The 23,018-nt window shown below is 66.1% G+C and carries 22 protein-coding genes and 1 pseudogene; 13 read left to right on the top strand and 10 right to left on the bottom strand.

Annotation, left to right across the window (positions count from 1 at the left end; translation table 11 throughout):
* Positions 1-65: 65 nt before the first annotated feature.
* The 3 genes from mqo to dbpA all read left to right on the top strand — a co-directional run bounded on the left by mqo (position 66) and on the right by dbpA (position 3,595).
* A complete protein-coding gene (gene mqo, locus LXE91_RS26180; protein WP_172625575.1) occupies positions 66-1,727 on the top strand; it encodes a malate dehydrogenase (quinone) in 1,662 nt (553 codons plus the stop codon).
* Between the two features lie 276 nt (positions 1,728-2,003).
* Positions 2,004-2,201, top strand: a complete 198-nt coding sequence (locus tag LXE91_RS26175) for a hypothetical protein (RefSeq protein ID WP_039344264.1) — start codon at positions 2,004-2,006, stop codon at positions 2,199-2,201.
* Positions 2,198-3,595 (top strand): ATP-dependent RNA helicase DbpA, encoded by a 1,398-nt coding sequence (gene dbpA / locus LXE91_RS26170; RefSeq protein ID WP_039344267.1) that lies wholly within the window; start codon positions 2,198-2,200, stop codon positions 3,593-3,595. Before LXE91_RS26175 ends, dbpA begins: the two co-directional genes overlap by 4 nt.
* 160 nt (positions 3,596-3,755) lie before the next feature.
* On the opposite strand, the gene LXE91_RS26165 is transcribed toward dbpA, so the two are convergent.
* A complete protein-coding gene (locus LXE91_RS26165; RefSeq protein WP_039344269.1) occupies positions 3,756-4,580 on the bottom strand; it encodes a phosphate/phosphite/phosphonate ABC transporter substrate-binding protein in 825 nt (274 codons plus the stop codon).
* Between the two features lie 299 nt (positions 4,581-4,879).
* Between LXE91_RS26165 and LXE91_RS26160 the strand changes: the two genes are divergently transcribed.
* Both LXE91_RS26160 and LXE91_RS26155 read left to right on the top strand, forming a co-directional pair.
* The gene (locus LXE91_RS26160) at positions 4,880-5,905 is read left to right on the top strand and encodes a fatty acid desaturase (protein WP_039344271.1); all 1,026 of its coding nucleotides are present in this window, start codon (positions 4,880-4,882) and stop codon (positions 5,903-5,905) included.
* Positions 5,906-6,090: 185 nt separating this feature from the next.
* Positions 6,091-7,293, top strand: a complete 1,203-nt coding sequence (locus LXE91_RS26155) for a benzoate/H(+) symporter BenE family transporter (RefSeq protein ID WP_039344272.1) — start codon at positions 6,091-6,093, stop codon at positions 7,291-7,293.
* 25 nt (positions 7,294-7,318) lie between these two features.
* Here the strand turns inward: LXE91_RS26155 and LXE91_RS26150 are convergent, their stop codons facing one another.
* Positions 7,319-8,206, bottom strand: coding sequence for an NAD(P)H-binding protein (locus LXE91_RS26150; RefSeq protein ID WP_039344274.1), 888 nt, complete (start codon positions 8,204-8,206; stop codon positions 7,319-7,321).
* Positions 8,207-8,469: 263 nt separating this feature from the next.
* Entirely contained in the window at positions 8,470-9,387 is a 918-nt protein-coding gene (locus LXE91_RS26145) for a helix-turn-helix domain-containing protein (RefSeq protein WP_039344277.1), read from the bottom strand.
* Between the two features lie 194 nt (positions 9,388-9,581).
* On the opposite strand from LXE91_RS26145, the gene LXE91_RS26140 reads away from it, so the two are divergent.
* Positions 9,582-9,785, top strand: coding sequence for a hypothetical protein (locus LXE91_RS26140; protein WP_039344279.1), 204 nt, complete (start codon positions 9,582-9,584; stop codon positions 9,783-9,785).
* Positions 9,786-9,806: 21 nt separating this feature from the next.
* On the opposite strand, the gene LXE91_RS26135 is transcribed toward LXE91_RS26140, so the two are convergent.
* Positions 9,807-10,760: a LysR family transcriptional regulator gene (locus LXE91_RS26135; RefSeq protein WP_039344281.1), complete on the bottom strand. Its 954-nt coding sequence runs from the start codon at positions 10,758-10,760 to the stop codon at positions 9,807-9,809.
* A 100-nt stretch (positions 10,761-10,860) separates the two neighbouring features.
* Between LXE91_RS26135 and LXE91_RS26130 the strand changes: the two genes are divergently transcribed.
* From LXE91_RS26130 to LXE91_RS26120, 3 genes are all read left to right on the top strand, one after another.
* Positions 10,861-12,219, top strand: a complete 1,359-nt coding sequence (locus LXE91_RS26130; protein WP_039344284.1) for an NAD(P)/FAD-dependent oxidoreductase — start codon at positions 10,861-10,863, stop codon at positions 12,217-12,219.
* 326 nt (positions 12,220-12,545) lie between these two features.
* On the top strand, positions 12,546-12,980 hold the full coding sequence (locus tag LXE91_RS26125) for an HAD family hydrolase (protein WP_039344286.1): 435 nt from the start codon (positions 12,546-12,548) through the stop codon (positions 12,978-12,980).
* A 179-nt stretch (positions 12,981-13,159) separates the two neighbouring features.
* Entirely contained in the window at positions 13,160-14,779 is a 1,620-nt protein-coding gene (locus LXE91_RS26120) for a histidine-type phosphatase (protein ID WP_039344679.1), read from the top strand.
* A gap of 18 nt (positions 14,780-14,797) precedes the next feature.
* Here LXE91_RS26120 and LXE91_RS26115 read toward each other — a convergent pair whose 3' ends face one another.
* Together LXE91_RS26115 and LXE91_RS26110 are read right to left on the bottom strand one after the other, a co-directional pair.
* The gene (locus LXE91_RS26115) at positions 14,798-15,478 is read right to left on the bottom strand and encodes an alanyl-tRNA editing protein (RefSeq protein ID WP_039344289.1); all 681 of its coding nucleotides are present in this window, start codon (positions 15,476-15,478) and stop codon (positions 14,798-14,800) included.
* Between the two features lie 36 nt (positions 15,479-15,514).
* The gene (locus LXE91_RS26110; RefSeq protein WP_039344681.1) at positions 15,515-16,534 is read right to left on the bottom strand and encodes a sterol desaturase family protein; all 1,020 of its coding nucleotides are present in this window, start codon (positions 16,532-16,534) and stop codon (positions 15,515-15,517) included.
* A 94-nt stretch (positions 16,535-16,628) separates the two neighbouring features.
* Between LXE91_RS26110 and LXE91_RS26105 the strand changes: the two genes are divergently transcribed.
* Entirely contained in the window at positions 16,629-17,675 is a 1,047-nt protein-coding gene (locus tag LXE91_RS26105; RefSeq protein ID WP_039344293.1) for an AraC family transcriptional regulator, read from the top strand.
* Positions 17,676-17,749: 74 nt separating this feature from the next.
* Entirely contained in the window at positions 17,750-18,055 is a 306-nt protein-coding gene (locus LXE91_RS26100; protein WP_039344684.1) for a hypothetical protein, read from the top strand.
* Between the two features lie 35 nt (positions 18,056-18,090).
* Here LXE91_RS26100 and LXE91_RS26095 read toward each other — a convergent pair whose 3' ends face one another.
* Complete coding sequence (locus tag LXE91_RS26095) at positions 18,091-18,387, bottom strand: hypothetical protein (RefSeq protein ID WP_039344295.1); 297 nt, start codon at positions 18,385-18,387, stop codon at positions 18,091-18,093.
* A gap of 461 nt (positions 18,388-18,848) precedes the next feature.
* On the opposite strand from LXE91_RS26095, the gene LXE91_RS26090 reads away from it, so the two are divergent.
* A complete protein-coding gene (locus tag LXE91_RS26090) occupies positions 18,849-20,423 on the top strand; it encodes an EAL domain-containing protein (RefSeq protein WP_039344297.1) in 1,575 nt (524 codons plus the stop codon).
* Between the two features lie 32 nt (positions 20,424-20,455).
* Here LXE91_RS26090 and LXE91_RS26085 read toward each other — a convergent pair whose 3' ends face one another.
* From LXE91_RS26085 to LXE91_RS26075, 3 genes and pseudogenes are all read right to left on the bottom strand, one after another.
* Entirely contained in the window at positions 20,456-20,827 is a 372-nt protein-coding gene (locus LXE91_RS26085; RefSeq protein ID WP_039344686.1) for a hypothetical protein, read from the bottom strand.
* A gap of 64 nt (positions 20,828-20,891) precedes the next feature.
* Positions 20,892-21,322 (bottom strand): annotated as a pseudogene (locus LXE91_RS26080) (IclR family transcriptional regulator domain-containing protein); the annotation flags it as partial.
* Between the two features lie 210 nt (positions 21,323-21,532).
* On the bottom strand, positions 21,533-21,907 hold the full coding sequence (locus LXE91_RS26075; RefSeq protein ID WP_039344299.1) for a nuclear transport factor 2 family protein: 375 nt from the start codon (positions 21,905-21,907) through the stop codon (positions 21,533-21,535).
* Between the two features lie 102 nt (positions 21,908-22,009).
* On the opposite strand from LXE91_RS26075, the gene LXE91_RS26070 reads away from it, so the two are divergent.
* Positions 22,010-22,999, top strand: coding sequence for a LysR family transcriptional regulator (locus LXE91_RS26070; RefSeq protein ID WP_039344302.1), 990 nt, complete (start codon positions 22,010-22,012; stop codon positions 22,997-22,999).
* Positions 23,000-23,018 lie beyond the last annotated feature (19 nt).

The following is a 23,018-nucleotide window of genomic DNA, read 5'->3' as shown; positions in this document are numbered from 1 at the left end:
CCGGACCCGCGTTTCACCGCGATCGACACACGCGCCGGGCGGCTTGGCAAACCGATGCATCCAAGTTGAAAAAGGGATCTGCTGTGATCAAAACGTTACGGGTAATACTGTCGGCGCTCGCGCTGTGCGTCGCCGCGTCGTCCGCGCACGCCGCCGATACGAAGAAGGTCGACGTCCTGCTGGTGGGCGGCGGCATCATGAGCTCGACGCTCGGCGTCTGGCTGCACGAGCTTCAGCCTGACTGGTCGATGACCATGGTCGAACGCCTCGACGGCGTCGCGCTGGAAAGCTCGAACGGCTGGAACAACGCCGGCACCGGCCACTCGGCGCTCGCCGAGCTGAACTACACGCCGGAGAAGGCGGACGGCAAGATCGACATCTCGAAAGCGATCGAGATCAACGAGTCGTTCCAGATCTCGCGCCAGTTCTGGGCGTGGCAGGTCAAGCAGGGCGTGCTGAAGAATCCGCACTCGTTCATCAACTCGACGCCGCACATGAGCTTCGTGTGGGGCGACGACAACGTCCGCTTCCTGAAGAAGCGCTACGAAGCGCTGCAGGCGAGCCCGCTGTTCCGCGGCATGCAGTATTCGGAAGACTACGACCAGATCAAGCAGTGGGTGCCGCTGATGATGGAAGGCCGCGACCGCAACCAGAAGGTCGCGGCAACGTGGACGCCGATCGGCACCGACGTGAACTTCGGCGAGATCACGCGCCAGTTCGTCGGCTACCTGAAGACGCAGCCGAACTTCACGCTGTCGCTGTCGAGCGAAGTGCGCGAGATCTCGCGCAATGCCGACGGCACGTGGCACGTGAGCTGGGTCAAGCTGCACTCGGATGAACCGGCGCAATCGGTCGACGCGAAGTTCGTGTTCATCGGCGCGGGCGGCGGTGCGCTGCACCTGCTGCAGGCGTCGGGCATCCCCGAGGCGAAGGACTACGGCGCGTTCCCGGTGGGCGGCTCGTTCCTCGTGACGGACAACCCCGAGGTCGTGAAGCAGCATCTGGCGAAGGCATACGGCAAGGCGTCGGTCGGCTCGCCGCCGATGTCGGTGCCGCACCTCGACACGCGCATCATCGACGGCAAGAAGATCATCCTGTTCGGGCCGTTCGCGACGTTCTCGACCAAGTTCCTGAAGAACGGTTCGTACTTCGACCTGCTGAAGAGCACCAACACGCACAACGTCGCACCGATGATGCGCGTGGGCGTGGACGAATTCCCGCTGGTCCAGTACCTCGCCGGCCAGCTGATGCTGTCCGACGACGACCGCTTCAACGCGCTGAAGGAATACTTCCCGAACGCGAAGAAGGAAGACTGGCGCCTGTGGCAGGCCGGCCAGCGCGTGCAGATCATCAAGCGCGACCCGGTCAAGGGTGGCGTGCTGAAGCTCGGCACCGAAATCGTCGCGTCGCAGGACGGCAGCATCGCGGGCCTGCTCGGCGCATCGCCGGGCGCGTCGACGGCCGCGCCGATCATGCTGAACCTGATGAAGAAGGTGTTCAAGGACAAGGTCGCATCGCCCGAGTGGCAGCAGAAGATCCGCCAGATCGTGCCGAGCTACGGCACGAAGCTGAACGACAGCCCGGCGAAGGTCGTCGACGAATGGACGTACACCAGCGACGTGCTGCAACTCTCGCCGCCGCCGAAGATCGACCTCGGCACGCAGCCGCAGGCCACCGGTAACGCACCGGCCCGCCCGGCGAAGGCTGCGACCGACATGGCGCTGTAACGCGCCGATCGCCGCGCGACGCCATCGCGCCGCATGACACGGCCGCCCTCCGGGGCGGCCGTTTTTCTTGGCGGGTCGCGGGCGAAACGCCCGGCCGGCCGCCCGCTTCCGCTAGAATTGCGGCACGCGCGACCCTGTCGCCGCCCGATCCATCATCCGCATCGACGCAATCCAAGCGACGCCCGGTGCGGCCCGCGCCCAAGCCGCGCGAGCGCCGCCCGCCGTTGCCGCGCCCGCCCGGGCGCGCCATCAACCGAATTCAGCTGGAGAAAGACCGTGTTTACCTGCCGAAACCAGAGCTGCGGCACGCAGTGGGAGCAGTCCGACGTCGTCATCAAGGACGAAGGCCAGGGGCTGCTGTTCCGCTGCCCGCTGTGCGGCGCGCGCAACTACCTCGAACGCTTCGAAGACGACGAAGGCAAGGTCGTCTACGAGCAGATGGAAGGCCGCCCCTACCTCGGAGACCTGGAATGACCCAGCCGACCGCCACGCCGTTCAGCGCGCTGTCGTTGACGCCCGCCACGCTCGCCAACCTCGCGCAGCTCGGCTATGTCGACATGACGCCGATCCAGGCCGCGAGCCTGCCGGTCGCGCTGGCCGGCCAGGACCTGATCGCCCAGGCGAAGACGGGCAGCGGCAAGACCGCCGCGTTCTCGCTCGCGCTGCTGGCGCGCCTCGATGCGCGCCGCTTCGACGTGCAGGCGATGATCCTGTGCCCGACGCGCGAACTCGCCGACCAGGTCGCGCAGGAAGTGCGCCGCCTCGCGCGCGCCGAAGAGAACGTGAAGGTGCTGACGCTGTGCGGCGGCACGCCGATGCGCCCGCAGGCGCAGAGCCTCGAGCACGGCGCGCACATCGTCGTCGGCACGCCGGGCCGCATCATGGATCACCTCGATCGCGGCAACCTGAAGCTCGACGCGCTGAACACGCTGGTGCTCGACGAAGCCGACCGGATGCTCGACATGGGCTTCTTCGACGACATCGCAAAGGTCGCACGGATGTGCCCGACCACGCGCCAGACGCTGCTGTTCTCCGCGACCTACCCGGACGGCATCGCGAAGCTGAGCCAGCAGTTCCTGCGCAATCCGAAGGAAATCAAGCTCGAAGAGCGCCACGACAACAGCAAGATCCGCCAGCGCTTCTATGAAGTGACGGAAGACGAGCGGCTGCATGCGGTGGGCCAGTTGCTGAACCACTACCGGCCGGTGAGCACGATCGCGTTTTGCAACACGAAGCAGCAGTGCCGCGACCTGCTCGACGTGCTGCACGCACAGGGCTTCCACGCGCTCGCGCTGCACGGCGAGCTCGACCAGCGCGAGCGCGACCAGGTGCTGATCCAGTTCGCGAACCGCAGCTGCTCGGTGCTGGTGGCCACCGACGTCGCCGCGCGCGGGCTCGACATCGCGCAGCTCGAGGCGGTGATCAACGTCGACGTCACGCCCGACCCCGAAGTGCATGTGCACCGCATCGGCCGCACGGGCCGCGCGGATCAGGACGGCTGGGCGCTGAGCCTCGCGAGCATGGACGAGATGGGCCGCGTCGGTGCGATCGAGCAGGCGCAGAAGCGCGACGTCGAATGGCATCCGCTCGCGGAACTCACGCCGGCCGACGACGGCGTGCTGACGCCGCCGATGGAAACGCTGCAAATCCTCGGCGGGCGCAAGGACAAGATCCGCCCGGGCGACGTGCTCGGCGCGCTGACCGGCGACGCCGGGTTCGACGGCAAGCAGATCGGCAAGATCAACGTGACCGAGTTCTCGACCTATGTCGCGCTCGAGCGCGGCGTGGCGCGCGATGCGCTGCGCAAGCTCAATGCCGGGAAGATCAAGGGTAAGCGGGTCAAGGTCCGGTTGATGGACGAGGAATAAGCGGTAACGTGGAGGCGTCGCGGCGGCATCGCTGCGCCGTGACGCCCAAGCCGAACCTGAATCTGTCCGTGACTTTGCATCGCCCCGTGCAACCTGCGGTCGTTGCCCCTCTTTCGGCAATCGGCCGCCGCCCCGTCAAGCCGCCCGCATCGCCTGCTTGCTACGCGAGCGCCGGATACCCGTGCGCAGCAGCCTCCCGCTCGAACCGCGCAATCGCCTCATAGTCATCCGGCGACAGCCGTTCGAATCCTTTCAGCCGCAGCACGCGCGCCCGCTCCACATCGGTCGCCACCGCGCGATCGAGCGCATCTCGCAAAGCAGCGACCTGTGTATCTTCGAGTGTTCGCGATGCGATGAGCGGTAATCCCGGCGCAGAGGCCGTCATCCCGACGATCCGGATGTCGTCCAGCAATTCGGGCAACGCGTCGCTCACGTACGCGAACGTCACGCAATCGATCGCCGCGCAATCGGCTTCCGCTGAAGCCAGCGCACGCAGCACGTTCAGGTGCGAGCCGAGCGCTGCAACCGATCCGAAGAATCGTCCGCCGCGTGCATGCGGCGCGACCGCGTGCCGGAGCGCGTTCATCCCGCTGTGCGAATCGCCACCGTTGAATGCGGCCCGCAGCCCCCGGCATGCAGCGAGCGTCGTCGAGCCGCCCGCATGCGCGCGTGACGACACGACCAGCACGCTGCTGTAGTGCGCGCCGTGGCAACCGTGCGCATCGAACACGGGTGTCGCGATCAGTCGCACGACATCGCGCAGGCCCAGCATCCGGTACGGGTAGCCGCAGGTCTGCGACAGCAACAGATCGTCGCGCCGCCACAGCGCGTGCAAGTCGGCGAAGGGCTCGTCGGGAAGCGTGACATCGGCGGGCCCGCCCGCGTTCGCGAACGCATCGAGCGCGTCACGCAGCAGTGCGCGCCACAGCGCATCGTGGCGCGGCGTCACGTTGTACATCGGCAGGGCGGCGATCCATGAGCTCATGCGGGCATTCTACGCATCGACGCTCGCGCCGCGGAACCCGGTTCGATCCCGATAAAACGGGGGCCGAACGGGGTGCCGCGTGCCCAAAGCTTATCGGCCGCGCGGCGATAAGCAAATGCGAATCGATTGGTTGGCCGGGCGGTGCGATCCCGGTACCGTCTGATGCCTGCCCGAGCATCGCCATTGCGCGCGATAACGGACAGGCCGACCGTGATCCGCGAGACACCTGCGCACCCGGGCCGAGCGCACCGGTTCAACCGCTCGTTCCCCGCACTGCCCGTTCAATCCGCCTCAACGCCATGGCCGAATACTTCGACGTCGACCACGCGCGTGCGATCGCCGCGCTCGACACCCGCTTCACCGCCCGCACCGAGTGGCCAACCTGGCTGCTGATCGTCGCGATCTACGGCGGCTGGCTCGCCGTGCTGCTGCTCGTGCGCGGCGGCACACTGTCGCTCGCGGCCGCGACGCCGCCGCTGATCCTGCTCGGCGCATGGCACCTGTCGCTGCAGCACGAGCTGCTGCACGGCCACCCGACACGCTCCGCCCTCGTGAACAAGCTGCTAGGTTATCCGCCGCTGACGGTCTGGTATCCGTATACGCTGTATCGCGACACGCATCTCGACCATCACCGCGACGAAGACCTGACCGTGCCGGGCGTCGACCCCGAAACGAACTACGTCACGCGTGAACGCTGGGAGCAGCTGCCGCGCTGGCGCCGCGTACTGACGGTCGCCCGCAAGACCTTCATCGGACGATTCGTCGCCGGGCCGCCGCTGAGCATCTTTGCGATGTGCATCGACGCTTTCGCCGCATTGCGTCGCGGCGACTTCCGCTATCTGCCGATGTGGGCGATGCATAGCGCCTGCGTGGTTGCGCTGCTCGCGTGGCTGCAATGGGCGATCGGCGTGCCGTGGTGGTATTACCTGCTCGTGATCACGTGGCCCGCGCTGTCGATCGCGATGATCCGCTCGCTGTACGAGCACCGCGCCGCGCCGCATCCGAAGGCGCGCATTGCGATCAATGAAGCCGGCTTCGCGATGCGGCTGCTGTACCTGAACAACAACTATCACCTCGTCCATCACGACCTGCCGAAGCTGCCGTGGTACGACCTGCCGCGCGCGTACCGGATGCGCCGCGACGCGTATGCGCGGAAGTGCGGCGGCTTCGTGATTCGCGGCGGGTATCGCGAACTGCTCGCGCGCCATGCGTGGACGCCGACCGATACGCCCGTGCACCCGTTCGATCAAGGCACGGCGTCGTTGTCGACGGGAAGCGGTGTGAAGGTGGCGGTGGTCGACAAGGTGTTGCAGATCAGTACGTGACGTTCGGCTGGGCCAACGATTCGTCCGCCCAGCCGCGCATTTCTTACGAAATGCCGACATTTCTACCCTCCACCCGCGCATTGCCAATTGCGCCGGCAATGCCCAGAATGACGGCTCGTCCGGGGCTTCCAACAATCATTCGCCCCGGCTCTGCTCCCGGCCGCGCGCCGCACGCCCCCACGACGATGCAACCGAACACCCCGCCCGGCGCAATCCGCGCGATCGGCAACGACTGGTCCGTTTCCGCGATTACCGCGGGCTTTCTCGCGGTGCTGATTTCCTACGCGGGCCCGCTCGCGATCTTCTTCCAGGCTGCGCAGGCAGCCCATGCGTCGAATGCGATGGTGTCGTCGTGGGTCTGGGCGATCTCGATCGGCGCGGGCGTCTCGGGCCTGTTCGCGAGCTGGAAGCTGAAAGTGCCGGTCATCACCGCGTGGTCTGCGCCCGGCACCGCGCTGCTCGTCGGCCTGTTTCCGCAACTGACGCTCAACCAGGCCGTGGGCGCCTATATCACGGCCGCGCTGATCATCCTGCTGGTCGGCGTGACCGGCTATTTCGACCGGCTCGTGCGCCACATTCCGCGCGGCATCGCGTGCGGGATGATGGCCGGCATCCTGCTGCCGTTCGGCACGCATGCATTCGCCGCCGCGTCGGAGCACCCCGCGCTCGCGTTCGGGATGATCGCGTCCTACGTGATCTTCAAGCGGCTGCTGCCGCGCTACAGCATCGTGCTCGTGCTGCTGACGGGCGCCGCGCTCGCGACGCTGCTCGGGATGACACATCTCGGCAACGTGTCGCCGAGCATCGCGCATCCGGTCTTCATCGCGCCCGAATGGACCCTCGGTACGACGCTCAGCCTCGCATTGCCGCTCGTCGTCGTCAGCCTCACCGGCCAGTTCCTGCCGGGCATGACGATCCTGCGCGTGTCCGGCTATCACACGCCCGCGCGGCCGATCATCACGGCGACCAGCGTGATGTCGCTCGTGGTTGCGTGCTTCGGCGGGATCACGATCGTCGTCGCGGCGATCACGGCCGCGCTCTGCACCGGCAAGGACGCGCACGAGGATCCGGACCGGCGCTACATCGCCGGGCTCGCCAACGGGGCGATCTACCTGATCGGCGGGCTCTTCGCTGGCACGATCGTCACGGTGTTCTTCGCGCTGCCGAAGGCATTCGTCGCGATCCTCGCGGGGCTCGCGCTGATCGGTGCGATCGGCGCGAACGTGCACGGGATCTTCGACGACGAAAACCACCGCGAAGCATCGCTGATCACGTTCCTCGCCACCGCGTCGGGCATGACGTGGCTCGGGCTCGGCTCCGCGTTCTGGGGGATCGTGATCGGGTCGCTTTCGTATGCGGTACTGAACAAGGTGCGGCGGCGGGCGTGATCGGCAACGCGCGTCGCCACCGCTGTTACCGCGCGTGCTGGCGCACCAGTTGCGCGAGCGCATCGGTCAGCGTCGTCGTCCCGTAAAGCCGTTCCGACACGCCCTCCTCGACGTCGATCTGCCCGGCGTTGTGCACGTCGTAGAGATCGACGATCAACTGCGCATGACGTTCGCTGAGGCCCGCGCGCAGCAGCGTCGCGGCCCAGGTATCGCGCGGCAGTTCATGCGCGACGATTGCCCGGCCGGCCGCCGCGCCAAGCGTATCGGCAATCGCCGTCACGCTCACGCGCCGCGGCCCTTCAATACTGACGATGCGCGGCCCGTTGCCGCCTTCGGGCGCATCGAGCAGCAGCCGCGCCGCGACGACGCCCACATCGGGCGCCCAGACCGTCGGGAACACCTTGCCGACCGGATGGTGAAAGCTCGGCAGCACGCCGGTGCCGAGCGCGACCGGCAGGATGCGTGTCCAGTTCTGAAGATGCTCGGCCGAACGCAGCAGCGTCACGTGCGTCGGGATCGTCTTCAGTTGCTCCTCGAAGTGATGAAACAGACGCGTGATGCCCGTATTGCCGTCGCGCTCCGCACCGTAGTCCGACAGCGCGAGCAGCACCGGCGGCGGGTTGGCGGCGAGCGCGGCCGTCGCGACGTCGATCGTCCGTGTCATCGTCGCCGCCGGATCGGGATCGGCGACGGGCACCGGGCACAGGATCTGCACGGCCTGTGCACCGTCGATTGCAGCGGCGACCGCGTTCGCGTCCGTCAACTCGGCGATCACGACCTCGCAGCCAAGCTGCGCGAAACGTTCACGATGGCGTGCGTCGCGCAATACCGCGCGCACGGGATGGCCGGCGTTGCGCAAGGCCGTCACGGTCGACTGGCCGACGTTGCCGGATGCACCGAAGATCACGAACACGATTCGCTCCTGAGGGGATGAAGGTGCGGTGATTGTCGGTTTGCGCGAAGGGAACGGCGCGCACGGAGGGATGAATACAGCAGGAAAGGATGACGGATTGGCTGGCGGCTGCGGTGCGCGTTGCCCGCTGCCTCGCCAGGCGCTTCGAATCGTACGGTCCGCCTCTTGCCAGGAGCGCAGGCGGCAGTTGTCCAACGTCCTGTTGAACAATTGCCTCGGGATCTGACGCGACGACTCATATCCGGCGCGGTGCCATCGCTCCGCTACGCGTCACTCCCGCTCCCCTCGCCGTCATACGCGAGCCGCAGCCCGCCCCGCGCCCCCGACCGCGCAATCTCGGTCGGCGTCGCACCGAGCACGCGATTCATCCAGTTCGCCATGTGGCTCTGGTGGGCAAACCCGGCTTCGAGCGCGATCTGGCTGATGCTGAGCCGGCCTTCGAGCAGCAGCGCCTTCGCGCGCTCGACCCGGCGCCGCACGACGTACTGGTGCACCGGCATCCCGAGCGTTTCGCGGAACAGCACCTTGAAATGCGGCACGCTGATCGACACGAGCGCCGCGAGTTCGGCGAGCGTCATGCGCCGGTCGAGGTTCGCTTCGACATAGTCGATCACGCGCGCGGCCGCCTTCGGCGCGAGCGTGCGGCGGCGTTCGCGGAACGCCGGCCGGCCGTCGACCAGCCGCGCGACGAGCGCCGTGCACAGGCTTTCCGCGTAGAGCGGATCCGACGCGTCGTCCGCTTCGAGTTCGGCGGCCATCGCCCACGCGATGTGCTGCAGGCGCGGGTCACGCACCTGCAGCCGGCGGCGAATCTGCCCCTGCGACGGCTTCAGTTCGAGCTGTTCGACGGTCCGCCGCACGAACGTATCGCTGAGCGCGATATGGAGAATCCGGCAGTCGGCGCTGTCGGTCCACTGGCCGGGCAAGCCGGCCGGAATCACGTCGACGTCGCCATGCGCCTGGATGCGCGACACGCGCACGCCGTCGCACACGCAATCCGCGCGAACAGGCGACCCGATATGCACGCCGATCCGGTGATGGTCGGCCGCCGGAATCCGGTAGGTGCCTGCGCGGATTTCCAGCAGCGACGCACCGAAGCCCTGCCAGCCGAGCCCGCGGCTCGAGCGCAGGCTGACCGGGACGCCGTTGTCCGTCGGCGCCGCGAGAATCGCATCGCTCATGGCCTTCCTCCAGTGGATCGGGATGTCGAACGCGCATTGTGACGCGTTTTCGGGCGGTCTGCCGGGCCTGCCGGCAACGCGCCCGGGTCGAGCAGAAAAAGATCATCCGTTCCTGCTCATGGCCATCCTTGCGTGTGCGCCGGCGGGCGCCGCGCCGCTTACGATGGCCCCATCCGACACCTACGGAGACCGTCATGCCCCATCAGTGCCTTGCGCAACGCGCAGCGTTCACCGCGCGCTCGCCTTCCGCCGCCAGTCGCCCTTCATCCGGCCCCCGCAACGATCGCACCGCCTTCGCCACCGTCGCCGCCTGGTGCCTGCGCATCGTCGGCTGGCACCGGCTCGAACGGCTGCTCGCGTCGATCCCCGACAGCAACGACGACTTCGGGCTCGTCTGACCGGCCGGCCGACGCATCCGCCTACTTGCGCCGCCGCTCATGCGGCGCCACCGTCGCGCCGTCGATCACCGGCGCGCCCTGCTTGATCAGGAAATCGCGGAACAACCCCGTGACCTGCGAAATGCGCCGGTCGGCGAGCGTGACCACATACCATTCGCGCTCGATCGGGTTGCCGGGGAACGGCAGTTGCCCGAGCAGCCCGGTGCGCAGCTCGAGTGCACACGCGTGCAACGACAGGAACGCCACGCCGAGCCCCGCTTCGGCCATCTGCTTGATCGCCTCGTTGCTCGACAGTTCGGAGCCCACATGGAACCGGTAACCCGCGTTCTTGAACAGGCTCTCGACGGTCGAGCGCGTGCCCGCGCCGCGTTCGCGCACGAGCAGGTGTGCGGATTCGAGATCCTTCAGCGCGACGCGCTTGCGCTGCATCAGCGGATGGCCGGGCGCCGCGACGAACACCATCGGATGCTTCGCGAACTCGACCACATGCGTGCGCAGTTCCTTCGGCGCGCTGCCCATCACCGCGAGATCGATTTCATGGGTGGCGAGCATGCGGATGATGTCGTCGCGATTGCCAACCTTGAAATAAGTCTTCACATGCGGACGCGTGGCGGTGAATTTCACGAGCAGCGGCGGAATCAGGTACTCGGCCGTCGTGATCGCGCCGATCCGTAGCGTGCCGCCGAGATCGCCCGTCAGCGCGGCCACTTCGTCACCGGCCTCGCTCCACAGATGCAGGATCTCGCGCGCATAGCGCGACACGATCTCGCCGGCCGCGGTCAGCTGCACGCCGCGCCCCACCCGCTGCAGCAATGCGGCGCCCACCGCCTCCTCGAGCAGGCGCACCTGCAGCGACACGGCCGGCTGCGTCAGGTTCAGTTCCTCGGCCGCCCGCGACACGCTGCCGAGCCGCGCAATCATGTCCAGCGCCTTCAGCTGCCGGAACGTGGCGGTCTTTCCTATAAGTGAATACATATGAGTCGCTTATAAACATTAAATTGTTCATGTAGGTTCAAAACTATATCGTCGGTTCTTGAGCAATGTCATCCGAATCGTCATTCAGCGGGAGCCCAACATGGACAACACCACGCCCAACCTTGCAACGGACCGCGCTCCGCGCCTGCCGCGCATCGTGATCGTCGGCGGCGGCGCCGGCGGCCTGCACCTCGCCACGCGTCTCGGCGATACGGTCGGACGCCGCGGGCAAGCCGAAGTCGTGCTCGTCGACCGCTATCCGACGCACTTCTGGAAGCCGCTGCTGCACGAAGCCGCCTCGGGCCATCGCGACCCGGCCTCGCACACGATCGAATACGCGGCGCAAGCGAAGCGCCACGGTTTCCGCTTCGTGCAGGGCGCGCTGCAACAGGTCGACCGCGCAGCACGCACGGCAACGATTGCGGCCGTGCAGGACGCGGACGGCACGGAAATCCTCCCGCAGCGCGAGCTCGGCTACGACGATCTCGTGCTCGCCGTCGGCAGCGTGACGAACTTCTTCAATGTGCCGGGTGCGGAACGCCACGCGCTGCCGCTCGAAAACCTCGACCAGGCCGAGGATTTCCGCCGGAAGTTCCTCGCGGCCTGCACGAAGGCGAATCACCAGGCCGAACAGCAGCCCGCGCGGCGCGCAGCGCCGATCTGCATCAACGTGATCGGTGCGGGCGCGACGGGCGTCGAGCTGGCAGCGGCATTGCGGGATGCGATCCAGCAACTGACGACGTACCGCTTCAAGGCGCTGGTGTCCGCACGCGACGTGCACATCCGGTTGATCGAAGGCGGCCCGCGCATCCTGCCGGCGCTCGACGCGCGGCTGTCCGGCAAGATGCACGCGCAGCTTCGCGCGCTGAACGTCGACGTGCTGACCGATACCCGCGTGGCGGAAGTCGGCGCGGATGCCGTGACGACCTCGACCGGCGAGCGGCTCGCGAGCGACATCACGATCTGGGCGGCCGGTGTGGCCGGCCCCGCGTTCCTGCGACAGATCGGCGACATCGCGCTCAACCGCTCGAACCAGGTGATCGTGACCGATACGCTGCAGACGCCGGACGACCCGCACGTGTATGCGTTCGGCGACTGTGCCGCCTGCCCGACGGGCGGCGCGAACGGCTTCCTGCCGCCGCGCGCGCAGGTCGCTCATCAGCAGGCCGTGTACCTGGTCAACGCGTTCGCGCGGCGCATCGCCGGCAAGCCGGTGGACGGCTTCACATTCCGCGATGCGGGCACCGTCGTGTCGCTCGGGCATGCGGGCGCCGTGTACCAGGCCGACATCAGCGTGCGTTCGCGCTCGCTGATCGTCGACGGGCTGGCCGCGATCGGACTGTACAAGTTCCTGTATCGCAAGCACCTGTTCAGCGTGGTCGGCGTGAAGCGCGCGCTGTTCCAGTCGTTGAGCCACTGGCTGCAAAGCCGCAACCAGCCGTCGATCAAGCTGCACTGATCACGTCGATTCACACGCGGCATCGGAAGACGGCATATCGGGCGTGCACCGCTCGATATGCCGTTTTTTCATATGCACATGCGCGGCGCATTCATGGCGTGCGCGAATCTGGTGCATCACATCGAAGGCCATCGATACGATGCGATTCGCGCGGAACCAGCGGTGCGACACGCATCCCGCGCCCACATTGGCTCGCCGCCCCATTCATTAGCGAAATCGTATGGGTCGGATATAAATATTAATTGGTCGCGATTTCCGGATCGACGCTAAGGTGTGTGGCATTCCCGTCGGCGAACGGATCATCACGTTTCTGAAGAGGAATCACCGTGGTTATCGAAGCCATCGTCACCCGTCTCGACGCAGCGTTCGCGCAAATCGAAGCAACACCGGATTCGCATGAATCGCGCCATCAACGCGACGCGATCATCCAGTGGCTCGACCGGGCATCGGAAGAAGGATATCGACTCGGTCTCGTCACGACGCTGCCGGCTGCACGGCTCAGCGACATGTTCGAAGGCCAGTTCGGTCGCGCGAACCTCGACCGCTTCTCGGTCGTCGTCACGGACGCCAATCAGCAGGACTCCCGATCGAACCAGCATCCGTTCGACGTCGCGCTGCAGGCACTCGGCGTGCCGCCCGAACGCGCGGTGGCCATTGCGAGCAGCGAACCGGAGCGCCGTGAAGCCGAGCATTTCGGCCTGTCGCGCTGCGTGAACATCACCGACACCGTGCGCTCGATCGCATCGGCCGGCCTGCACTGAACGCCGGCACACGGGCCGGCGGTGGCCGGCCATGCGCGACTCGGCGGCAATCCGACGATTGCCCGACCGAATCCTGACATTCTGCTGTCAAAGTCGCTTGCAACACTTCCGGGCTTGACCGATCACTCCCGGAGACGGGACGACGCGAACCCGCATCGTCCCGCCCGTTGCCCGCCACGATGACACGCCCGATCCGCACCGCCACCGCCCTCGCGATTACCTGCCTGCTGCTCGCTGCCTGCGGCGGGGACGACTCGACACCGCCCGCGGCCGCGGCCGACAACAGCGGTTCGACGCCCGCACCGCAACCGCAGCCTCAACCCAAGCCGACACCCGCGACTTACTACCAGACGAAGACGCCGTACCGCCCGCAGCAGGACGCCGCGACGTACGAAGCGCCACCCGCCGGCTACGCGCCAGTCTATGCTGAACTCGTCGCGCGGCACGGCTCGCGTGGATTGTCGGGCTTCAAGTACGACGGCGCGATCTACGCGATGCTGGTCAAGGCCGAGGCCGACGGCGCGCTGACCGCGCTCGGTGCCCAGCTCAAGGCCGACACGTACGCGATGATGAAGGCCAACGCGCTGCTCGGGTATGGCGTCGCGGGCATCTCGACACCGGGGTACGGCAACCTCACGCAAACCGGCATCCGCGAACACCAGCAACTCGCCGCGCGGCTCGCGCAGCGGCTGCCCGCACTGTTCGCGGCCGGCAACCGGCAAGTCGTCGTCGTGAACTCGGGCCAGGACCGCGCGGTCGACAGCTCGACGTATTTCTCCGCGTCGCTCGTGGCCGCGCAGCCTGCGCTGGCCACGGCGATCATGCTGCCCGCCGCGCCGTCCGGCTATCCCGCGAACGCGCCGGTTGCGCAGCCGGCCGGCACCAACCGCTTCCTGCTGTATTTCCACTCGCTGAAGCCTGCCACCGATCTCGTGGCCGATACGGGCAATCCGTACTACGCGACCTACCAGGCGAGCCAGGCATACCAGGCCTATTCGAACGACGCGGCGGTGACTGCGAAACTCAACGCGATCAAGGCCGCGCCGCAGGCGGCCGACGTCGCGCAAACTGTACTGTCCGCACTCGTTTCGCAGGCCTTCCTCGCAAAGCTCGGCGCCGACGGCTACACGTTCGCGAACACGGGCACCTATGCATTCACGTCGGCGGACGGCAAGTTCACCAACACGCTGAAGGGCGACGGCAAGACGAAGATCGCGACGGCCGTCGATGCGGTAAGCGTGCTGTACAACCTGCTGCAGGTCGCGCCCGCAATGACGGCGGAGACCGGCGGCGTCACGATGGAGAAGTACATCGGCGCGGAGCAGGCGCAGTACCTCGCGTATCTGCAGGATGCCGAGGACTACTACCAGAAGGGGCCCGGCATCCAGGAAGCGAACCCCGTCACGTACCGGATGGCGAAGGTGCTGCAGGACGATTTCTTCGGCGAAGTCGACGCGATCGCGCGCGGCGACCTGACCCGCGCCGCGAAGCTGCGCTTCACGCATGCGGAGATCGTGATTCCGTTCGCGTCGATCATGAACCTGAAGAACGTGTTCGTACCGACGCCGCAGGCGCAGACGTACACGTACGCGAACAATCCGTGGCGCGGCGATCAGGTGTCGCCGATGGCCGCGAACATGCAGTGGGATGTCTATCGCAATGGCTCGCGGCTCATCGTGAAGATGCTGTACAACGAGCGCGAAACGGATTTCCAGGCCGCGTGCGACGGCGCGAAGATCGCGCCGGGCAGCCACTTCTACGACTATGCGGGGTTGAAGCAGTGTTACGGGTATCAGTGAAGTGACGCGGGCACCGGGTTATGCAACCCGCTCGCCCCGCTGCCCGCCGGCCACCTCCGGCTCGACCAGCATCACCTCGATCCGCTCCTTGCCCTTCCCGGTATTCCTGCGCCTGAGCGTCAGCATGCCGACCTCGCCGGTCGACGCCGGATGCGTGCCGCCGCACGCCATCGTCGCGAAGCCGTCGACCGTCCAGAACCGGCGTTGCGCGTCGACATCGCTGAAATCGGTCACGATGCGCAGGTCGCGCTTCGACAGGTCGGCCGCTGCCGATTCGATCCCGGGCAACAGCGGCGCCACGCTCGTGTCGCTCGCGAAGTCGATGCGCGCCTTGTCCTGCCCGATATGCGCGCCGATGCGCTCGATGCCGGGCCTGAGCCGGTAGACGAGCTGCAGCACCATTTCGGCCGCGAAGTGCAGACGCATCAGCCGGTACCGCCGTGCCCAGTCGATGCGCCAGGTCACGCGATCGCCGACGCTCAGCGCATGATCGTGCGGCAGCGTATAGACGATGTCGAGGCCCTGCTTTTCCGCCTGGATGACCGGATAGCCGCCGAGCAACCCCGCATCGCTTTCCTGGCCGCCCGAAAACGCAAAGAAGACGGTGGCGTCCACCCGCACGCGATCGCCATCGACGTGGCTGACGACGGTATCCAGCGTGGTCAGGTAAGGATCGTCCCAGAAAACTTTCTTCGTCATTACCCGCCATGCCTTTCGCCGAGGAAAGCACGCAGGTTAGCTCGAGCGAGTACGCGTGGCTTGTACGATCTTGCGCCCTGGCGGCGACGCACCCTCGTCAGGCACGGCAAGCGACGCGGTCGGAATCGCGTCCTCACCCTTGCGCTCGACACTCCACGTATGAATCGGCCGATGCCCCGGCCGCTCCCATTCGGGCGGCATCCACAGGTGTTTCAGCCGCTGCAGGACGGGCCCGGGTGCGAATACGTCGCGCCACATGTCGACGAATTCGTGCAGGTTCAGCACCAGGAAGTTGTACGAACGAATCTGCTGCGTGATCCCGTAATCGACCGGCTCCGTTTCCTCGACATACGTGCCGAACAGGCGATCGAAGATGATCAGCACGCCGCCGTAGTTCCTGTCGATGTAACGCGGATTGCGGCCGTGATGCGCACGATGGTTCGACGGCGTATCGAACACGTACTCGAACCAGCGCGGCAGCCGCCCGATCGCTTCGGTATGCACGAAGTACTGGTACGCGAGATCGACCGCGAGCAGGAACAGCACGACGGCTGGCGGGATCCCGAGCCACACCGGCGGCAGGTAGAACACGAACACGCCCACGAACGCATTCAGCAGCGACTGCCGCATCGCGGTCGTGAAGTTCATCACTTCGCCGCTGTGATGCGGCACGTGCGCGGCCCAGAACCAGCGCACGCGATGCGACGTGCGATGAAACCAGTAGTAGCAGAACTCGACGACGACGAAGATCGGCACGATCGTGAAGCCGTTCACCGGCACGTCGAAGAGCCGGTGCCTATAGACCCACGCAAAGATCGCACCCGTGAACAGGAGCCCCATCACGGTCTCGGCCACCTGATAGCCGGCGCCGAGCGACAGGTTCGCGACGATCTCCTTCCAGCGAAACGGCTCGCGGCGGCCGCGCCCGGTCATCACCGCATATTCGATCGCGAACGCGATCAGGAAGACCGGTGTCATGCCGATCAGCAGCACCTGCTTCCAGTCCACGTCGTTACCCAGGAACGCATGGAGCCACGTCATCAACTCGGTCGGCATGTTCGCGGCCTCGATCAAGAACTGCCCGGCAGTATGGTCGCGCACGGGTCGCTCCGCGTTGACACTTGCCGACGATTACTTGACACTTTCCGCCATGCCCGCCGCCTCCCCGCTATCGACGCAGCGCGTCTACTACTCGAGCACCTACGTGCGGCTGTTGTTCGACTATCTGTCCGAGCAGGGCAAGGATGCCGCGCGCGTGCTGGGCGAGGCGCGGCCACCCGAGGACGATCGCGGGCTCACGCTGTATGCGAGCGCCCACTGGCGGCGCCTGCTCGAATGCGCGATGCGCGCGCTCGACGATCCGCTGCTCGGCCTGCACGTCGGCCAGCGAATCACGCCCGCCCATCTCGGTGCGCTCGGCTACGCGTTGCATGCGTGCCGCGATGCCGGCGCCGCACTCGCACGCTGGCAGCAGTACGAACACCTGATCGCGAACGTCGCGCGCATGGAAGTGCGGGTCGAGGCGACGTCGGTCGCGATCGAATGGCACGACGCGCCCGAGCCGCTCGGCCCGCTCGTCGACGAAGTCGCGCTGACGGCCATCGTCCAGTTCGCGCGCAACATCACCGGTACGCATCACGGGCCCGACGAGGTCTGCTTCGTGCATCCGTCGCCCGGCGACGAGCAACCGTACATCGACTATTTCGGCTGCCCGGTGCGATTCGGCCAGCCGGTGAACCGCCTCGCGTTCCCGCTGCACCTGCTCATGCAGCCGCTGCGCCAGCCGGATGACGCGCTGCTGCAGATGATGGAACGCCAGGCGAGCGCGCTGCTTGCCGAGCTGCGGCAGACGGACGATCTCGAACAGTCGGTGCGCGAAGCCGTCGCGCGCCTGCTGACGCAAGGCGAAGCGAGCCTCGAACAGATCGCCGCCGACCTGCATGTGTCGTCGCGCACGCTGCATCGGCGCCTCGCCGAACTCGGGCTCAACTTCCGGATACTGCGCGAGGACACGCGGCGGCGGCTCGCGATCGACCACCTGAACGATCCGCGCCTGACGCTCGCGGAAGTCGCGTGGTTGCTCGGCTATTCGGAACACAGCGCCTTTACGCGCGCCTTCCGGCGCTGGACCGGCGAATCGCCGCAACAGTGGCGCAGCCGGCAACCGGCGCGGGCCGCGAACGTCGCGCGCGGTTGAGCGAGGCGCGCAGGCGTGTCGCCGACGAACTCGCGTCCGCCCGCGCGGTCGAACGAGCATCGCCGGAGAATCCCATGAAACGCGCTGCTGCTATCGCTGTCCTGACCCTGCTGGCCGCCTTCAGCTTGCCGGCCGCCGCCGGGGCGCCGTCCGGCAGCGCCGGGCCCGCGCCCGTTCAAGCGCACGCAAAAAACTGCGTGCCGTCCCGCGACGCCGCGCCCGATGCCCGCTCGCCGTCGAAGGCCCCGCCGATCCGCGTATGCGTCAGCGATTCCAATACGCAACTGAACCTGCCGTGGTTCCTGACCGATGTGCTCACCGCGGTGGATACGCATCAGTCGGGCGGTGACCTGCTTCGCAAGATGCGCAACGATTTCTGAATCGCGGCCCGCGCGACGCGCCGGCCCCGCGTCGTTCACGCGTCTTCCGACGCCTGCAGCACCTGGATGAACGTGCCGACCATGCCCGCCCACATCGCAGGGTCGGCAATGCTGCGCAGCAGCGCGAGCAATTCCTTTCGATCACCTTTCGAAAGCGGCCCATGTGTGCCGCTGAGGGTGTCGTAGCGCGGCGTACCGCGCGACGCGAGCGCGCGGTCGAGTGAGTAGTCGCGGGCTTGCCCGTTCACGGCAATCCGGATCCACAGCGAGCCGCCGTCGGTTGCGGCGGCACCATCGGTCACGATGACCGTCGGCACGGCATTTTCTTTCATTCCGGACCATCAGCGAGAGACGCGACCGCACCGCGCAGCAACCGCGCGAACGCCGCCGGCAAGTCGACAAAGACAGCATCCCGAAAGAATGTTTCATTTCGAGACACAATGACAAAACAACACCAATTTTTGAATAACAATATTTCACAATCTCTCGTCACATCTTATACTTGCCGCGCACCATCCTCGTGCCAAAGAGACGGTGTTTTTTCGTCCCGGCCGCAAGACCATGCGGCCGGGGTTTTTTCGGGGGCTACGTCCATATACATGCGCCACATGCACATGTTCACAGAGGCAAGTCCCGGATTGATTGGCCGATTGCGACGGGTAGCATCGATCGCATTGTGATACCGGCACGCACGGCGCATGACCCGAACCCGGCATGACGCATGCGCGCCGTGGGTGTATCGACCGGTTCGACTCGCCTCTCCATACACACGACACCAAAGGCGACCGCGGGAATGTCAGCGTTCACGCCAGGTTCGAAGGCCGTTTTCCAGCGCAGCGGCGCATGGCCGCGGATCGCCTTTTTCGCCGCCGTAATCGTTTGCGTGCTCGTGCCGGCATTCGCGATCGCGCTTGCCGACCGCTATGCGCGCGATACCGTCACCGAGCATGAACGCGTCATCGCGGACGACATCGTGGCCTCGGTGGACCGCATCCTGGACGGTGCGCGCCTGCGGCATGTGGACGAACTGACCGCGCTCGTCGGGCGGCCATGCCCGGCGGTATTCCGGACGCTCGCCGAGATCGGCACGCGCCTGCGCTATCTGCGCGCCGTCGCGCTGGTGCACGAGGGCCGTGTCATGTGCTCGTCGGCGCTGGGGGCGATCGACCTGCCGCTCGGCGCGTATACCCATGAGCCGGAACCGGGCTCGACGCTCGTCACGCTGCTGCGCCAGACGCCGTTCCAGCAAGGCATCCCTGTGTTGCCCGTGTTTTACGCGACCGCACCCGGCGCGGGTGTGCTCTACCTGATCGAAGGCGACTACGTGGCCGACGCGCTCGCGCACGGCGCCCGCTACGGGACGGAAACCGCGACGCTGTCGATCGCGGGTTCGGGCCATCTCGATCAACGCGGGAAGTTCACGCCGGAGTCGGCCACGGAACCCGCGGGCGGGAGCACGATCGTGTCGCCCCGCTGGCCGTTCACGGTGCGGGTTGCCGCATCCGCGCAGTATGCGTCGCAGGTCCGGCAGCACTATCGGATGATCGGCATCACGATCGTGCTGCTGGCGGACGGCCTCGTGATGGTGGCCTACCTGCTCGCGATGGCGCCGCGCCGGCTGTTGCTGAAGGCGGTGCGCAATGCACTCAGGCGCGACGAACTCCATGTCGTGTACCAGCCGATCGTCGATGTCGAAACGCGCAGGACCGTCGGCGTCGAGGCGCTGCTGCGCTGGCAGCATCCCAAGTGGGGGGCCATCAGCCCGGCCGTGTTCATCCCGCAGGTCGAGTCGAGCGCGGTGCTGCCGAAAGTGACCGAATTCGTGCTGCGGACAGCCGTGTCGGAACTGTCCGCGCTGACGCCATGCGTGCCGCTGCGCATCGCAATCAACATCGCGCCGAAGGATCTCGAGCGTACGCGATTCGTATCCGTCGTCGACGAGGCGATCCGCGCGCTGCCACCCGGCTTTACGCTGGTGCTCGAAGTGACCGAGCGCATCCTGCTCGAGAAGAATGCGCGGACCACCGCGATGTTCCATGCACTACGAGCGAAAGGCGCAAAGTTCGCGATCGACGATTTCGGCACGCATCACAGCAATCTCGACATGCTGTCGCGCTTTCCGTTCGACTACGTGAAGATCGATCGCCAGTTCGTCTCGCAACTGAACGGCGGGAGTGCCGGGTTGATCGAGGGGATCGCGTCCGTTGCGCACCACTACGACCTGAAGATCATCGCGGAAGGTGTGGAGACCGAAGTACAGCATCGCGCGCTGCATGCGGTCGGGATTCAGTATGCGCAGGGCTATCTGTATCAGCGGCCGCAGCGGGTGGAGCATTTGAAGCAGGATCGTGCGTGGGTGTCGGTGTAGCGGCGTTGCCGCCGCCCCCTGCACGCCGACGATTACTGCGCGCCGTATTGACCGTCCAGGCGCACGCGGCCCAGCTCGACCCAGCCTTCGAAGTCTTCGCCGGTCTTGCCGTTGATGTACATGATGTTGTACCAGCGCCCGTGAGACTTGTAGACGGTCACCGAATCGCCGGGAACGATGAAGGTCCGCTTCGTCATGCATTGCGCATCGGGCGCCGAGTAGAAGTACGCGCGCCCCGCGCCGATGACCGTGCCTGAAGCCGGCGGCCGGAAGTTGTCCTCCGGGCCGCTCGTTGCGGTATTGAGCTTTGTGCAATCCACCGCGCTTTTTGCGTACGCACCGTTCGTGCCCACGCACGCGCCGATCGCGAGCATCGCGATCGCGATGCGCTTCGTCATTTTCATCTGCATGATCCGTTATTGAGGTCGTATTGTCGTTTCGTTTTGCCGGCTCTCTACCGGCACGTGTTCAATCCTGTGCGACCGTCGCCTGCTCGACGCCAGCCGCCTTCGGGCGATGGCCAAGCCGCCCGGAAATCGCCTGCCCTGCCTCCTTCAACAGCGCGACGTAATGCGCCTTCGTGTCCGCACCGCATCGTCGGGAACGACAGCGACAATCACGCGATCGAAACGGTCGAACACGGGCACTGCGAGACACAGCAGGCCATCTTCCTGCTCCTCGTTGTCCTCGCCGTAGCCCTGCTGCCGCACGTGCGGCAGGATGCTCATCACCGCATCCGCCGAAGCAAGCGTCTTCGCGGTCGACTTCCGGAACTCGATGCCGGCCAGCACTGTGCGCGCTTCGCCGGGCGTCATCCACGCGAGCAGCACCTTGCCGATCGCCATACTGTACAGCGGATTGCGCCGGCCAATCCGCGATTGCATGTGCAGTCCGTAATCGGGACGGGCGATCGAGCGTGAGGGGCATGTTTGAGGGGTGCCGGTTCGAGTCCGGTCCCCGGCCCCCGCCTCCAGTTACTCAATGTTCGACGACGTAAAAGCCCCCGGAAAATCGAAGCGTTCCCTGAGGTTTTTGTTCGCCGGCGCTTTCGTGCATTTCGTGGCACGCTCACGAATCCGGACGTTGGCGTGCATCCGCCTCGTGGCGCGTCAGTCGAACGTATGCACTACGGCGGACGCCTTGGTCGCGATCAGCCAGTTGCCCTCTACCTTATGCATGACGAAGTGATCGTTGAATAGCTTGTTGCCGATTCGCACCCGCACGGTAGCTGTTGAAAGGTTGTCCGATATATTCTCCGTCGACAGGATCGCTTCGTCTCTCGGCGCGCCGGTCGATCGAGGACTCTGCCTCCCGTGGATGAGTGCCGCATACTCCTGCGACGACAGCGTGCGCAACCGGCCTTCATCCATCCACTGAATCATGCAGCTCGGGTGAAAGACCGTGTCGAAATCACGGCTCTTCGGCTCATAAGCCAAATTGAAATAATCGTCGATCAAAGCGACGACGGCTTGGGTCTGGGTCATGGCTGGCTTCCCTCGGTAGTGAACGGCTCGTATAGTGAGCGATCGCCCCGCCCTCGGCTACGGCGCCCCGGTTATCGCTGCCATTACAGGAACACATGGATCATGGAAGACCTCGATGGAGGGCTCGTCAGCGGCTTGCTGGTTCTCGCAGCCATCGCCGAATCCGGGAGCTTCGGCCGTGCCGCATCCCGTCTGGGCAAGACTCAGCCGGCGGTCAGTCGTGCGATCCAGCGACTGGAAGACCGCCTGCGCGCGAAGCTCGTGCATCGCACCAGCCGGCATGTCGAAGTGACGGACGCAGGCCATGAGCTGCTGTCAAAGGTGCTGCCGTTACTCCAGGGGATTGAAGAGGCAACCGCCGGCGCCTCTCACCACACCGCGACCGTCAACGGAACGCTTCGTGTGGCGTGCGATGCCGCATTCGCCCGCCTGGTGCTGGCGCCGGAACTCGCCCAGTTCATGAAGGATCACCCTGCGCTTCATGTGAAGCTTGAGACCCGGAACGACCTCCCGGACCTGATCAGCGACGGATTCGATCTCGCCATCCGGTTCGGACCGCCAACCGTTTCGACTTTGGTCTGTCGCAGGCTGTACAGTCCGCGGGTGCTGACCGTGGCCGCGCCGTCGTACCTGGAGCAACGCGGTCGACCGAGGTCGCCTCAGGATCTGGTCGACGATGGCCATGAATGCATTCTGGCCATCGACCCGGCGACCGGCAGGCCCTTCGATTGGGAGTTCTGGCGTCACAACGAGAAAGTGAAGGTGGCCGTCAGCGGGAAGCTGATGGTCACGGATGCGGGAACCAAAATCGGCGCCTGCCTTGCAGGCTACGGGATCGCTCAGGTGATCGACCTCGGGATCGACACTCATCTGCGGGCGGGCACGCTGGAGCCGGTGCTGACGGACTGGTGCGACGAGACGTTCCCGCTTTACGTCTACTATCCCAGCCGGAATCACGTGCCGGCCAAGGTACGGGCGTTCATCGACTTTGTTGTCGGGATGATGCCGGGGCTGCGGTGGAAAGGGGATGATGGTGGCCCGCAGCCGCCATCGGCCGTGGTCGAGACGCTGCGTCGGTTGTCATCCGCCTGATTCGTTCCTTGCATCGTGT

It is taken from the genome of Burkholderia contaminans (assembly GCF_029633825.1).
Lineage (GTDB): Bacteria > Pseudomonadota > Gammaproteobacteria > Burkholderiales > Burkholderiaceae > Burkholderia > Burkholderia contaminans.
The sequence above is the reverse complement of the archived record's forward strand: the minus strand, read 5'-3'. Positions and strand labels throughout refer to the sequence as shown.